The following is a 14,397-nucleotide window of genomic DNA, read 5'->3' as shown; positions in this document are numbered from 1 at the left end:
GGCTGCATTGCGCTGCCTGCTACGTTCTTTGGGTCACTCCACTGCCCCACCCCCTTCGGAGACTTTGTCGATGCTCAACCGCCGCACCTTGCTGGTCAGCTCTGCTGCCGGCTTGCCCCTGCTGTCGTCCTGGCCTACACTGGCCCAGGCCAAGAAAAACAGCGTCACCCTGGCCATGACACTGGAGCCGCCAGGACTGGACCCCACGGCAGGCGCAGCCTCCTCGATTGCCGAGGTCGTGCAATACAACATCTTCGAGACGCTGACCAAGATCAACTCCGACGGCAGCGTCTCGCCCCTGCTGGCCGAGAGCTGGGAAGTCTCCTCCGACCTCAAGACCTACACTTTTCGCCTGCGCAAGGACGTGAAGTTCCAGAACGGCGAGCCCTTCAATGCCGCCACGGTGAAGTTCTCGTTCGAGCGTGCGGCCGCCGACAAAAGCACCAACAAGGACAAGCGCACTTTTGCCGACCTGCGCTGCCGGGTGGCGGACGAGCACACCATCGTCATCACCAACCAGGACATAGACCCCGATTTTCTCTTCGTGCTGGGTCAGGCAACCTCCATCATCGTGGAGCCCAAGAGCGCCGCCACCAATGCCACCAAGCCCGTGGGCACTGGCCCCTATACGCTGGCCGCCTGGGCCAGAGGTGCTTCGGTCACGCTGACGGCCTGGAAGGATTACCGCGCCGCACAAGGCATACGCATACAACGCGCCGTCTTCCGCTTTATCCCGGACTCCGCCGCGCAGGTCGCGGCTCTCCTGGCCGGCGATGTGGACGCCTTCCCCCGCGTCACGCCGCGCAGCGTGCCCCAGTTCAAGCACAACCCGCGCTTCCAGGTGGTGGTGAGCAACTCGCGCGCCAAAACCATTGTGGCCATCAACAACGCCCGCAAGCCGCTGAACGATGTGCGCGTGCGCCGCGCCATCGCCTCGGCCATAGACCGCAAGGCCGTGATCGCCGGTGCGGCCGATGGCTATGGCGTGCCTATTGGCAGCTACTACGTGCCCACGGCCTTTGGCTATGTGGACACCACGGGCGTCAACCCCTTTGATGTGGAACTGGCCAAGGCGCTGCTGGCCGAAGCCGGAGTCAAGACCCCCTTGACCCTCAATATGACGCTGCCACCCACGCCTTACGCACGCCAGGGCGGCGAGCTGATTGCGGCCCAGCTGGCCAAGATAGGCATCCAGGTCAAGCTGCAGAACGTGGAATGGGCGCAGTGGTTGTCCGGCACCTACGGCAACAAGAACTACGACCTCACGCTGATCTCGCATGTGGAGCCTTTTGATCTGGGCAATTTTGCCAAGCCCGACTATTACTGGGGCTACCGCTCGCCCGAGTTCAACGACTTGTTCGAAAAGATCAAGAACGCCTCGCGCCCCGCCGACCGCGCCCGCCTGCTAGGCGATGCCCAGCGCCTGCTGGCCAAGGACGCAGCCCACGCCTTTCTCTACACCCCGCAATGGGTGACGGTGGCCGACAAAAAGCTGCGCGGCCTGTGGAAGGACATGCCGGTGTTTGTGAACGATCTCTCGTCTTTGTCCTGGGGATGACTTAAAACTCCCCCTGTGGCGCTGCGCGCCTTCCCCCCTCTCTCTACGCGCTGCACGCTATGGGAGGGAGACGACAGCCTCGCTGCGGGGCCGCGCCAGTTTTTATGGCTCTCGTCTCTAGCGCTGAACCATCGCCAGTTTCAGCGCCAGCGCACCGAAGACGGTGGCGGCGATGCGGTTGAGCCAGCGCTGGGCACGGGCGGAGCGCTGCAGAATCTGACCGAACAGACCCGAGAAGCAGGCGATGGAACCAAATACCAGCCAGGCCGATGCCATGAAGACACAGCCCAGCACCATGATCTGCACAGGCACGCTGCCGCGCGCGGGGTCTGCAAATTGGGGTAGAAAGGCCAGAAAGAAGATGAGAACCTTGGGGTTGGTCAGATTCATGACCAGGCCACGGCCAACCCAGCCCAGTGCAGATTGCAGTGTCAGCACATCGCGCTGTACCTGTGCCTGCGCGGTTTCGCTGATCTCCACCGGCGCACGCCATGCCCCCCAGGCCATATAGAGCAGATAGGCCGCACCGCAAACCTTGAGCACAGTGAACAGCATGGGCGATGCCGCCACAATCGCTGCGAGCCCCAGGGCCACCGCTGCGGTGTGGCCCACAACGCCCAGGCACAGACCCAGCACCACGCACAGGCCCACGCGCCAGCCGCACTGAGCGGACTGCAGCAGCACAAAAAGATTGTCCGGCCCGGGGCTCAAACCCAGCAGCACGGCCACGCCAAAAAAAGCGATCAAAGTTTCCCAAGCGAGCATGAAGCGTCTCTCTTCTTACGACTACCAAAACAATAGCTGCAACCGCATATAAAACATGGGCTATAGCCTGTTTTTATGCAAAATCTGACAAATCTGCCATCACGATGGCGCCTTCCAGCCCATCCATCTGGGCCGGCAGACCATAGAGCGTATCGCCACCCGCATGGCGCTGTGCGGCCCAGGCGGCTTGCAACATGCAGAGCACGGCATCCAGGGCGTCGCCTTTGGCGTCGTGCAACAGGCTCTGGCGCTGATCGGCACCCAGCTTCAGACTGAGGCCGGTGGCCGTAGCGCCCGATTCCAGCGCGGCCAGCAATTGCAGCCGCGCCGCATGGCGGGCCTCGTCCTGCTTGGCCGCCGCATCGCTTTTATAGCTGCGCCGCCCGATGATGGAGCGCGCCAGCAGGCCTGGATAGGCTTCAAGCGCCACGCGCGGTGCGCCAGCCTGATGCGCTTGCAGGCCCGGAAAATACAGGCCGGCCGCACGCAGACGCGGCAGGCCGGCATGCAACATATAGGCCACCGGCGGATTCACCCATTTCATGGAAGCGCTGGAGCCGGCCGGAATATCCGTGGCCCGGTGGGCAAACTTGCCGCCCACGGGCCGGGCGGCGCAAAAGGCCTTGAACTGCTCGCGTATCTGCGCTCGGCTCAGGCCGGCGTAGAAATCCATGCAGGCAGCCCAGTCCGTGGGCCAGCTCAGCGCCTGTACCAGCTCGCGCGGCAGGCCAAAGGGCAGATCGAAGCCACCCACCCAAGTGCCATGTGCATCGCCGGTCAGCCATTCGCTCCAGCCATCCAGCGTGGCAAAGTGCAGCAGCTCATCCAGGCGCACAGATCGCTTCTCCAGACATAGCTGCCCACGCGCCACCACAATGGGCTTGCGACGAGTCGGGCTGCTGCTGAAGTCGCAGCCTAGCAGCTGCATGTCCTCAGCCCAGGCCCAGGGCCGTCACGCCCAGCGCAATCATCACAGCGCCGGCAATGCGCAGCGCCCGGTCGCCCTCGCCCAGCAGCTTGCCGCCGATCAGGGCCGCGAACAGCATGGAGACCTCGCGCGCAGGCGCCACATGCGAGATGGGTGCGCTCTGCACCGCATACAGCACCAGCACATAGGCAATGGGGCTGAAAAAAGCCACCACCGCCGCGTAACGCCATTGCACCCGCCACAGGCGGCGGGTCTCGCTCCAGTCCGTGACGGCCAGCGGCGCCAGAATGACCAGGCGAATCAGATTGCCCACATAGTCCACCAGAATCGGCGACATCAGCATCACCTTGACGGCATAGCTGTCGACCACCGTATAGGCCGCGATAAACATGCCGGTAAGCAGGCCGTAGTAAAGGCCGGAGAGCACGCGGGCCTTGGCCTCGCTGGATTCGCCCATGCGTATGGCAGCAATCATGCGCGGGCCGCCGGCAATCAGAAATACGCCCACCACCACGCCGGCAATACCGGCGGCGCCCAGGGTGGAGAGTTCCTCACCCAGGAAGGTAATCGCCACCAGCGATGAAATCAGCGGCCCGCTGCCGCGTGCCAGCGGGTAGACCACGGTGAGATCGGCCACGCGGTAGCCGCGCAGCAGCACCACAAAATAAAACACGTGCAGCACGGCGCTGGCCGTGACGAAGACCCATTCCATCCCCCCCCAGGAAGGCACCACATCCTTGCCCAGCCACCAGCCCAGCGGCAGCCAGATCAGGGCATTGAAGACCGAGGTGAAAAGCGAAAAGCGGGCATCGCCCCCCGCCTTCTTGGCCACGATGTTCCAGCCCGAATGAATCAGGCCCGCCAGAATGATGAGGAAAAAAGCTTGCAGTGACATGGATGACATGGCTGCCGCAATCGAAGATGCAGGCGGCAGCTGAAAAGCAAAAGGCCGCGCGACGCGCAGCCTTTTGGAGGAGAGGAATCAGAGCATTGCTTACTTGCGGGCAGCAATCAGCGAAAGAAACTCGCGGCGCAGTTCGTAATTAGTCAGGAAAGCGCCTCGCATCACGGAGTTGAGCATCTTGCTGTCCATCTCGCGCACGCCGCGCCAGGACATGCAAAAGTGCGAAGCTTCCATGACCACGGCCAGACCGTCGGGACGGGTCTTGTCCATGATCAGATCGGCCAGCTGAATGATGGCCTCTTCCTGAATCTGCGGGCGCCCCATGATCCAGTCCACCAGACGGGCGTACTTGGACAGGCCGATCACATTGGTGTTCTTGTTGGGCAACACGCCCACCCAGATCTTGCCGATCACCGGGCACAGGTGATGGCTGCAGGCGCTGCGCACGGTAATCGGGCCGACAATCATCAGCTCATTGAGGTGCTCGGCATTGGGGAACTCGGTGATCGCGGGCTGCGTCACATAGCGCCCCCGGAACACTTCGTTGAGATACATCTTGGCGACGCGGCGGGCCGTGGCTCGGGTGTTGTGATCGTGGACAGTGTCGATCACCATGGAGTCAAGCACGCCCTGCATCTTCTCCTGCACCTCGTCCAGCATCTTTTCCAACTCGCCGGGCTCGATGAATTCGGAGATGTTGTCATTGGCGTGAAAGCGCTTGTTCGCCGCCTGCAGCCGTTCGCGAATCTTGACCGAGACGGGCGTGCCCTCAGTCTGGTTGTCTGTTGTCATGTCGGCCACTTCTCTGAACATGTCAGCCATGGTACCAGCGAATCATCTTCCACAAGCTACAAAGGATTTGCCATGGAAACGCATATTCACAAGGCACAACAAGCTATTAATTCAGGAGCAATTTGCAAACCGGCCTGAACCATTTGCAAGAGAAGCTGCGCCTGGCGGTCGTCACAGCTTGAATTCTGCAATCAGGGGCAGATGGTCGGACATGCGCCACCAGATGCGGCCCTTTGGCACGTGCAGGCCCATGGGAGTCAGCCCCCGCACATAGATATGGTCTAGCTGGGCAATCGGCAGGCGGGACGGGTAGGTCAGAATGCCCTGGGTATCGTCGTACTCGAACAGGCCAAAGCCCGCCAGCATGCGCTTGATCTGGTTGCCCCAGTCATTGAAGTCGCCCGCCACCACCAGGGGCGCATTGGGCGGCACCTCGCGCTCGATAAAGCTTTGCAGCCGGGCAATCTGGCGCAGGCGGCTGCCGGGAATCAGCCCCAGATGCACCACGATGGAGTGCACGCGGCGTCCGTCGATATCCACCTCCACATGCAGCAGGCCGCGCTGCTCGAAGCGGTGATCGGAAATGTCCTCGTGCTGGTAGCCTATGACCGGCCAGCGGCTGAGCAGCGCATTGCCATGCTCGCCGTCCTTGGTATAGGCATTGGTCAGATAGACCGACTCATAACCCTCGGGCGCCAGATACTCGGCCTGGGGCACGTTGGGCCAGTGGTCGAAGTACTGCTCCTCCTTGCGGTTCATCTTGCGCACTTCCTGCAGGCAGACGATGTCGGCATCGAGCTGCTCCACCGCCAGGCCCAGATTGTGAATCTCAAGACGGCGCGCCGGCCCCAGACCTTGCACGCCTTTGTGAATGTTGTAGGTAGCCACGCGCAGAATCTGCGGATCGGCGGGCGCGGACAACTGTTTTTCAGACATAGGCTCAAACTCGTTCAAGACTGTGCGAATGGCTCTGCCGCCGATTGCGTAGCAAAGCGCGGCAACAGCAAAATCGCTTCGGCATTGGATGAAGAAAAGCAACGCTGGGCGGCATCGCGCCAGGCATGCCATTCATGTGCGGTGTGCTCTCTGGGATTCAAGTGCACGCACAGATCGGCGGGCACTTGCAGGCCGAAAACCCGCTCCCGGTTGTGCCACACGCCAGGCGCATAGCGGTGCTGCCACTCGGGGTAGATGGTGTAGAGATTCTCCAGATTCCAGTCCGTCAGCACGCAGCCTTCGGCCAGTGCATCGATACCGGTTTCCTCGCGCACCTCGCGAATCGCGGTGTCGCGCCAGTCCTCGTCGTCAAAGTCCTTGCTGCCCGTGACCGATTGCCAGAACGGCTCGCCGCCCGGCGCCGCCACGGCGCGGCACAGCAGCAGGACCTGGCTGTTCTCGCGGTAAATAACCACCAGGACGGATTCCGGAATCTTGTAAGGCGCTGAACTCATGGACCCATGTTAGCGCGCCGACGATGACACAGGCCTGAGCCATGCCAGCCCTGTGGCTTATTCAAATTCAATAGCTGATAGCGTTTGAATATTCAGCAGTTCAACGCAAAAACCGAATGAAACCCAAACCAAACAGGCGCAAACAGCTATCTTTTTGATTGCATGAAAAAAGCGCCAGCCGCTTTCGCAGTCTGGCGCTTGGTGCTTGACTGCGCGCCGCGCAGTCAAATCCGGGCTCAGGCCTCGGTGGTCGTCACAGCCACGTTGCGCAGCTTGATGTGCAGCTCGCGCAGCTGCTTTTCGTCCACGGACGAAGGCGCTTGCGTCAGCAAATCCTGGGCGCGCTGGGTCTTGGGGAAGGCAATCACGTCGCGGATGGATTCGGAGCCAGTCATCAGCGTGATCAGACGATCCAGGCCGAAAGCCAGGCCACCGTGGGGAGGCGCGCCGTATTGCAGCGCATCCAGCAGGTAGCCGAACTTGGCGCGCTGGTCTTCGGGCGTGATGTTCAGGGCGGCAAACACCTTGGACTGCACGTCGGCGCGGTGGATACGGACCGAGCCGCCACCCAGTTCCCAGCCGTTCAAGACCATGTCGTAGGCCTTGGCGATGCACTTGCCGGGATCGGTGTCCATCAGGTCTTCATGACCATCCTTGGGCGAGGTGAAGGGATGGTGCACAGCCACCCAGCGGCCGCTTTCTTCGTCATGCTCGAACATGGGGAAGTCCACCACCCACAGCGGTGCCCACTTGTCTTCGAACAGGCCGCTCTTCTTGCCGAACTCGCTGTGACCGACCTTCAGACGCAGTGCGCCGATGGAGTCGTTGACGATCTTTTCCTTGTCTGCACCGAAGAACAGCAGGTCGCCGTCCTGTGCGCCGGTGCGCTTGAGGATTTCAGCGATGGCTGCGTCGTGCAGGTTCTTGACGATGGGCGACTGCAGGCCTTCGCGGCCCTTGGCCACTTCGTTGACCTTGATCCAGGCCAGACCCTTGGCGCCGTAGATCTTGACGAACTCGGTGTAGCCGTCGATCTCGCCACGCGAAATCGCCGCGCCGCCGGGAACGCGCAAGGCCACCACACGACCGCCCTTGGTGGTGGCGGGCACGGAGAACACCTTGAAGTCCACATCGCCCATGCAGTCGGTCAGCTCGGTGAATTCGAGCTTGACGCGCAGATCGGGCTTGTCCGAACCAAAGCGGAAGGCCGCATCCTGGTACGTCATGATGGGGAACTCGCCCAGATCCACGTTCAGCTGGGTCTGGAACACTTCCTTGATCATCTGCTGGAAGATGGCGCGGATTTCTTCCTCATTCAGGAACGAGGTTTCGCAGTCGATCTGCGTGAATTCGGGCTGGCGGTCGGCGCGCAAGTCTTCGTCGCGGAAGCACTTGGTGATCTGGTAGTAGCGGTCAAAGCCCGAGACCATCAGCATTTGCTTGTACAGCTGGGGCGACTGGGGCAGCGCGAAGAACTGGCCGTCGTGCACGCGCGAAGGCACCAGATAGTCGCGAGCGCCTTCGGGTGTGGACTTGCCCAGCATGGGGGTTTCGATGTCGATGAAGCCCAGCTTGTCCAGAAAGTTGCGCACCTGGATCGAAGTCTTGTAACGCAGCATCATGTTGCGCTGCATCACGGGGCGACGCAGATCCATCACGCGGTTGGTCAAACGCACGTTTTCCGACAGATTGTCCTCATCCACCTGGAAGGGAGGCGTCACGGCGGCGTTGAGCACGTTCAGCTCGTGGCACAGCACTTCGATCTGGCCGCTCTTGAGCTTGTCGTTGGTGGTGCCGGCGGGGCGTGCACGCACCAGACCCTTGACCTGCACGCAGTACTCGCTGCGAATGTCTTCGGCCACCTTGAACATGTCTGCGCGATCGGGATCGCAGACCACTTGCACATAGCCTTCGCGGTCACGCAGGTCGATAAAGATCACACCACCGTGGTCGCGGCGGCGATTCACCCAGCCGCACAGCGTCACGGTTTCGCCCATCTGGGCTTCGGTCACCAGACCGCAGTATTGGGAACGCATTGCCATGAAAAATCTTCCTGCACCCCTACGGATGCGACAAGGTTGTTATTTAGGTTCTTCGATAGCGGTGAGGTCAGGCGGAGCAACCACACCCATCGAAACAATGTATTTGAGCGCAGCATCCACGCTCATCTCGAGTTCTATGCACTCGCTTTTGCGCACCATCACGAAATAGCCCCCCGTGGGGTTGGGCGTCGTGGGCACGAACACGCTCAGATATTCGTCGCGCAGATAGGCTGCGACTTCACCGCTGGGCGTACCGGTGACAAAAGCCACGGTCCAGACCCCTTCGCGCGGCCACTGCACCAGCACCGCAGTGCGAAAGGCGTTGCCGCTGTCGGAGAAAACCGTGTCGGAGACCTGCTTGACGCTGGAGTAGATGGAACGCACCACGGGAATACGGCGCACCAGCGCATCACCCCAGCCCACAAACTTGCGGCCAATGAAGTTGCTGGCAATGGCACCCACCACCAGCAAAATCAGCAGAGTCAAGATGACGCCAAAGCCGGGGATGTGCACACCCAGCAATCTATCGGGCTGCCAGGCCTCAGGAAGAATGGCCAGCGTCTGGTCCAGCGTTCCGATGATCCAGTTGAGCACACCCAGCGTAATCACCAGGGGAACGATGACCAGCAAACCGGCAATCAACCATTTGCGCAATGCAGACATAGTGTGGAGCAGTCCTAGGTATTGCTGGTCGTGGTGGAGCTGTCAGCCGCTGCGGCAGGCGCCGTGCTGGCTGGCGTGGTGCTGGCGGCAGAACTGTCGGCCGGGGCGGTAGGAGAAGGCTTGCTGCTGCCGCTGTTCTTGAAGTCCGTGGCATACCAGCCCAAACCCTTGAGCTGAAAACCCGGAGCCGTGAGCTGCTTGGAAAAGGCCGGAACCCCGCAAGCTGGGCACACGGTCAGCGGCGCGTCCGAAATTTTCTGCAGCACATCCTTGGCATGACCGCAGGAGCCACACTTGTATGCATAAATAGGCATAGCGCTTAAAACGAGGGAAGTGCAAAAACCCTCAATTATAAGCGCCGCCCCTTGATCTGCTGTGCCTCGGGCTGAAGTCCTTTGGCGCGGGAAATTGCAGCCTCAGGCCTTGAGCACTTCCACACCCGGTAATTCCCGCTGGTGGTTGTTGACCCACTGGGGCAACAACGACCCCAGCACCATGCCGGTCACCGCCGATAAAAGCCCTGCCAGCTGCTGTGGAAATGCCTGATTGAGCGCTGGCGTCACCATGAACACCAGCCACACGCCTATGCCCAGCACCACCGCGCAAACAGCACCCTGGGTGGTGGCACGCTTCCAGTACAGACCAAAGACCAGGGGCACAAAAGCGCCCACCAGAGGCACCTGATAGGCGCTGGCCACCAGTTCATAGATCGGCGTGCCCTGCATCATGATGGAGTAGGCCAGCACGCATGCGGAGAAGACCAGCACACTGATGCGCATGGTCTTGAGGCTGTCCTGATCGCTGACATAGGGGCGAAACTGGCGCCAGATGTTCTCGGTAAACGTTACGCTGGGGGCCAGCAAGGTTGCCGAGGCGCAGGATTTGATGGCCGACAGCAGCGCGCCAAAGAACAGCACCTGCATGGCAAACGGCATCTTGTCCATGACCAGTGTGGGCAGCACTTTCTGCGGATCCTCGGCCAGCAAGAGCTTGGCTTCATTGGGCATGATCAGCAAAGCGCTGGCCACCAGAAACATGGGCACAAAGGCAAAGATCACATAGCAGGCACCACCGATGATGGTGCCGCGCACGGCCGATTTTTCGGTGTCCGCCGACATCACGCGCTGGAAAATGTCCTGCTGGGGAATCGAGCCCAGCATCATGGTGACTGCCGCACCAAGGAAAAAGATGATGTCGTGAAAGCTGGGCTCGGGCAGAAAGCGGAAAAGATCGCGGCTCACGGCCAGCTCCACCACCTTGTCGGCACCGCCGGCCATGTCTCCGGCAAAGAAAGCCAGCGTCAGCAGGCCCAACACCAGAATGATCATCTGCACGAAGTCGGTCACGGCCACCGACCACATGCCGCCAAACAGCGTGTAGATCAGCACCGAGAGCAAGCCTATCGTCATGCCCAGCGGAATGCTGACGCTTCCGCCCGAGAGCAGATTGAAGACCAGCCCCAACGCCGTGACCTGGGCCGAGACCCAGCCCAGGTAGCTGATCATGATGATCAGCGAGCAGACCATCTCGATCACCCGTCCGTAGCGGGCCCGGTAGTAGTCGCTGATGGTCAGCAGCGACATGCGATAGAGCTTGGCGGCAAAGAACACGCCAACCAGAATCAGACACATGCCCGCGCCAAACGGATCTTCAACCAAGGCACGCAGGCCACCTTCGAGAAACTTGGCGGGCACCCCCAGCACCAGTTCGGACCCGAACCACGTGGCAAACGTGGTGGTAATGATCATGTACAAGGGCAGGTGGCGCCCGGCAATGGCAAAGTCAGCCGTGTTCTTTACCCGTTTGGCAGCCCACAGGCCAATGCCTATGGTCACCAACAGGTATGCAATCACCATTGAGAGCAGCACGCTGGCACTCCTGTTGCAAAAATGGGGGTTGGGGTTTAGAAGCGCAGGCGCAGCAGAACCTGCAGCGCAACCAGGCCGATCACAAAGCCAATGCCGCCGCAGACAATGGCCTGCAGCAAGCGATTGGTCGTCTTCTGCTGCTTGAGCAGTTCCTTGAGCAAGGCGTCTTTCTCATGGTCCTTACCCCGGCCGGCCAGGTACTGGTGCAGCACGCGCGGAAAGTCGGGCAGCAGTTTGGCGTAGCGCGGTGCCTGGGCCTGCAATTCCTGCCACAGACGCTGCGGGCCCATCTGGTCGAGCATCCACTTTTCCAGGAAAGGCTTGGCCGTACTCCAGAGATCCAGGTTGGGATCGAGCTGACGCCCCAGGCCTTCGATATTGAGCAGTGTTTTCTGCAGCAGCACCAGCTGCGGCTGAATCTCGACCTGGAAGCGACGCGAAGTCTGGAACAGACGCATCAGCACCATGCCCAGCGAGATTTCGGCCAGCGGGCGATCGAAATACGGCTCGCAGACGGCGCGAATCGCAGCCTCCAGCTCTTCCACGCGCGTGGTGGCGGGCACCCAGCCGCTTTCCACATGCAACTCGGCCACGCGCTTGTAGTCGCGGCGAAAGAAGGCCAGAAAGTTCTGCGCCAGGTATTCCTTGTCGAACTCGGTGAGCGTGCCGACGATGCCAAAGTCCAGCGAGATATAGCGCCCGAAAGTATCGGGTTCCAGACTGACCATGATGTTGCCCGGGTGCATGTCGGCATGGAAAAAGCCGTCGCGAAACACCTGGGTGAAAAAAATCGTCACCCCGTCCCGCGCCAGCTTGGGGATATCCACCCCGGCTTCGCGCAAGCGCTCCACCTGGCTGATGGGCACGCCGTTCATGCGCTGCATGACCATCACATCGGTATGACAGTAATCCCAGAAGATTTCCGGGATCAGCACCAGATCCAGGCCTTCCATGTTGCGGCGCAGTTGCGCGGCATTGGAGGCTTCGCGGATCAGATCCAGCTCGTCATGCAGATAGTTGTCGAATTCGGCAACCACTTCCTTGGGTTTGAGACGTTTGCCGTCGCTGGAGACGGCTTCCAACCAGCCGGCCATCATGTGCATGAGGGCCAGATCCTTGTCGATCACCGTCTTCATGCCCGGGCGCAGCACCTTGACGGCCACATCACTGTGGCTGCCGTCCTTGTTGCGCACCACAGCAAAGTGCACCTGCGCAATCGAGGCGCTGGCCACCGGCTTGCGATCGAACTCCACAAAGATCTGGTCCAGCGATTTGCGGAAGGAACGCTCGATCGTATCCACCGCGATCTGCGCCTCGAACGGCGGCACACGGTCCTGCAGCTTGGCCAACTCCAGCGCCACATCGGGCGGCATGAGATCGCCGCGGGTGGAAAGCACCTGACCAAACTTCACAAAAATCGGGCCCAGCTCTTCCAATGCCTCGCGCAGACGCACGCCGCGTGGCTTGTCCAGCTTGCGACCAAAGGTCAGCACGCCGCGCAGGCGGCGCAACCAGGGATGGGGCAGACCCGAGAGCACCAGCTCGTCAAGGCCGTAACGAAACGCCACCCAGAGGATGGCCCAGCCACGCAAGAAACGGCTCATGGCTGGGAATAGTCAGAGCCGCCAGGCATGGCAGCCACAGGTGCAGCAGAGACGGGGCTGGCAGATTCGGCGGGCGAATTGGCGCCCATGCGGGCGCCGACAAACTGGCGCAGGCCCTGAGCCGCAGTGCGTGCCACCTTGGCAACGGTATGCGCCGGCACATCGCCAATCATGCGGGCGAGGTCTTCCTCCACATCCCACTTGACGTTGTCCACCAGCCAGTTGATCTCGGCCGCCAGTTGCACATCACCTTCGATGCGGATGGCGGGCTTGTCGCCGCGCAAGGCAGTCTGAGCCAGCGAGAAGGGCGAAGTTTGCGTCACTTCCAGCATCAGATCGGGCGCAGCATCTTCGGGAGCCACGTTGAACAGACCGGCGGGCGTGATTTGCAGAGCCACAGAGTACTGACGCCATTGCACTCGGGCAATACGGCCTTTCTGTCGCACGAGGCGCTCCGTCGCCTCTTTTTCCTGCATCAGCACATGATTGAGGAACAGCACCAGACGTTGGTGCAATTCGCTCACCAGCCATTCGGGAGCCTGAGGGCCGGCCATCACGCGTTCCACGAGACCGTTGAGAAAAGAAAGAGGGGACTGTGTTGCCATAGTCCCCCGATTATTCATGAAATGGAGTCCCCCTGAGTGACTACGTCACTTCCCCCTGAGGGGGACGGCATCTTCGCTGCGCGGCGGCGCTTGCTTGATGCCTCTGGCATGAGGCATGCCATTTCAAAAAGTGGCTTATTGCAGGGCTTGCACGCCGGCCACCAACCAGCCGCTGCTGCCGCTCTTGGGCTTGGTCATATTCCAGACTTCGCGGAAGGGGCTGGGGCCTGCGGAGGCTTCCTCGCGGATCATGCCGGAGAACTCCACGCTGGCCATGTAGTCGTTGCCCAGGTCCTCAATACCCAGCAGCTGGGCATCGATCATGAGCACATCGGTGTGGTTGGGTTCGCCGCCGCGCTGGGACTCGCGCTCGGACAGCTGACCACGGATCTCCGACAGCATTTCATCGGTCATCATCGAGCGCAGCGAGCCGATGTCGGAGCGATCCCAGGCCGATTGCAGCGTCACAAAATTGCGCTTGGCTGCGGTCAGGAAACCATCGGTATCGAAACCATCAGGCACACCCCAGACTTGCGAGCCCGACAGGGCAGAGCCAATCATGGAACCACCTGCGGCAGCAGCACCGGCGCCAGCACCGGCCAGCAGATGCTCTTGCTCCCAGGGGCGGGCCGATGCATCGTTGCCCACTTTTTCGGGGTTGTACTGGCGTGCCTGGCTGGCATTGGCGCTACCCGTATTGCCAGCGCCCGCAGGGGCGGCACCCTGAAAAGCGAAGGGGCTGTTGCTCATGGGGGCTGCCGTGGCAGCCTGGTTGTTGCGGCGCGCGCGCATGATCATGCCGATCACTGCCATGGCCACCATGGCCAGCAAAGCCATCATCAAGAAATTGCCAAAGGCTTCGCCAAAGCCCAGCGAATTCGCCAGCCAGGCCAGGCCCAGACCCGCTGCCAGCCCGCCCAGCATGGCGCCCCAAGGCTTCTTGGGAGCTGCAGCAGGCGCTGCAGCCGGCGTACCGGGACGGTTTTGCTGCGCTGCATTTTGCTGCGGAGCCTGTGGATTCTGGGCAGGAGCAGCCGAGCTGTTGCGCTGCGTCACGTTGCTGGACTGTTTGCCGACCGACGAGCCGCCGCCCATGCGCTTGGCATCTGCCTGTCCATGCGCAACCACCAGCATCGCAACCAAGACTATTGACCACAGCTTTCTCATGCTCATTCCCCAATTAATCTGAAAAAAAACTAACCACCAAGCCAAACGCG

Annotated in this window: 14 protein-coding genes; 1 reads left to right on the top strand and 13 read right to left on the bottom strand. The window is 61.1% G+C overall.

What is annotated here, in order from left to right:
* Positions 1 to 70 precede the first annotated feature (70 nt).
* Positions 71 to 1,558 (top strand): ABC transporter substrate-binding protein, encoded by a 1,488-nt coding sequence (locus ACNAZA_RS01590; protein ID WP_415794639.1) that lies wholly within the window; start codon positions 71 to 73, stop codon positions 1,556 to 1,558.
* A 117-nt stretch (positions 1,559 to 1,675) separates the two neighbouring features.
* Here ACNAZA_RS01590 and ACNAZA_RS01585 read toward each other — a convergent pair whose 3' ends face one another.
* The 13 genes from ACNAZA_RS01585 to ACNAZA_RS01525 all read right to left on the bottom strand — a co-directional run bounded on the left by ACNAZA_RS01585 (position 1,676) and on the right by ACNAZA_RS01525 (position 14,347).
* The gene (locus ACNAZA_RS01585) at positions 1,676 to 2,323 is read right to left on the bottom strand and encodes a LysE family translocator (protein ID WP_415794638.1); all 648 of its coding nucleotides are present in this window, start codon (positions 2,321 to 2,323) and stop codon (positions 1,676 to 1,678) included.
* A 73-nt stretch (positions 2,324 to 2,396) separates the two neighbouring features.
* On the bottom strand, positions 2,397 to 3,251 hold the full coding sequence (locus tag ACNAZA_RS01580) for a DUF429 domain-containing protein (RefSeq protein ID WP_415794637.1): 855 nt from the start codon (positions 3,249 to 3,251) through the stop codon (positions 2,397 to 2,399).
* Positions 3,252 to 3,255: 4 nt separating this feature from the next.
* Positions 3,256 to 4,146 (bottom strand): EamA family transporter, encoded by an 891-nt coding sequence (locus ACNAZA_RS01575; protein ID WP_415794912.1) that lies wholly within the window; start codon positions 4,144 to 4,146, stop codon positions 3,256 to 3,258.
* Positions 4,147 to 4,245: 99 nt separating this feature from the next.
* Positions 4,246 to 4,968 carry a GTP cyclohydrolase I gene (gene folE / locus ACNAZA_RS01570; protein WP_120970698.1) on the bottom strand — a complete coding sequence of 241 codons (723 nt, stop codon included), beginning with the start codon at positions 4,966 to 4,968 and terminating at the stop codon, positions 4,246 to 4,248.
* Positions 4,969 to 5,118: 150 nt separating this feature from the next.
* Positions 5,119 to 5,883, bottom strand: coding sequence for an endonuclease/exonuclease/phosphatase family protein (locus tag ACNAZA_RS01565; RefSeq protein ID WP_120966427.1), 765 nt, complete (start codon positions 5,881 to 5,883; stop codon positions 5,119 to 5,121).
* Positions 5,884 to 5,897: 14 nt separating this feature from the next.
* Positions 5,898 to 6,398 carry a dihydroneopterin triphosphate diphosphatase gene (gene nudB, locus ACNAZA_RS01560; RefSeq protein WP_415794636.1) on the bottom strand — a complete coding sequence of 167 codons (501 nt, stop codon included), beginning with the start codon at positions 6,396 to 6,398 and terminating at the stop codon, positions 5,898 to 5,900.
* Between the two features lie 236 nt (positions 6,399 to 6,634).
* Positions 6,635 to 8,440, bottom strand: a complete 1,806-nt coding sequence (gene aspS, locus ACNAZA_RS01555; RefSeq protein WP_415794635.1) for an aspartate--tRNA ligase — start codon at positions 8,438 to 8,440, stop codon at positions 6,635 to 6,637.
* Positions 8,441 to 8,479: 39 nt separating this feature from the next.
* A complete protein-coding gene (locus ACNAZA_RS01550) occupies positions 8,480 to 9,103 on the bottom strand; it encodes a DUF502 domain-containing protein (protein ID WP_415794634.1) in 624 nt (207 codons plus the stop codon).
* A gap of 14 nt (positions 9,104 to 9,117) precedes the next feature.
* Positions 9,118 to 9,417: an FmdB family zinc ribbon protein gene (locus ACNAZA_RS01545; RefSeq protein WP_415794632.1), complete on the bottom strand. Its 300-nt coding sequence runs from the start codon at positions 9,415 to 9,417 to the stop codon at positions 9,118 to 9,120.
* 102 nt (positions 9,418 to 9,519) lie between these two features.
* Positions 9,520 to 10,971: a high affinity choline transporter 1 gene (locus ACNAZA_RS01540; RefSeq protein WP_415794631.1), complete on the bottom strand. Its 1,452-nt coding sequence runs from the start codon at positions 10,969 to 10,971 to the stop codon at positions 9,520 to 9,522.
* A 35-nt stretch (positions 10,972 to 11,006) separates the two neighbouring features.
* Complete coding sequence (gene ubiB, locus ACNAZA_RS01535; RefSeq protein WP_415794630.1) at positions 11,007 to 12,575, bottom strand: ubiquinone biosynthesis regulatory protein kinase UbiB; 1,569 nt, start codon at positions 12,573 to 12,575, stop codon at positions 11,007 to 11,009.
* A complete protein-coding gene (locus ACNAZA_RS01530) occupies positions 12,572 to 13,180 on the bottom strand; it encodes a hypothetical protein (protein ID WP_415794628.1) in 609 nt (202 codons plus the stop codon). Before ACNAZA_RS01530 ends, ubiB begins: the two co-directional genes overlap by 4 nt.
* Before the next feature lie 135 nt (positions 13,181 to 13,315).
* Entirely contained in the window at positions 13,316 to 14,347 is a 1,032-nt protein-coding gene (locus tag ACNAZA_RS01525; protein ID WP_415794627.1) for a Tim44 domain-containing protein, read from the bottom strand.
* Positions 14,348 to 14,397: the final 50 nt, after the last annotated feature.

It is taken from the genome of Comamonas aquatilis (assembly GCF_965139575.1).
GTDB classification, from domain to species: Bacteria; Pseudomonadota; Gammaproteobacteria; order Burkholderiales; family Burkholderiaceae_C; genus Comamonas; species Comamonas aquatilis.
The sequence above is the reverse complement of the archived record's forward strand: the minus strand, read 5'-3'. Positions and strand labels throughout refer to the sequence as shown.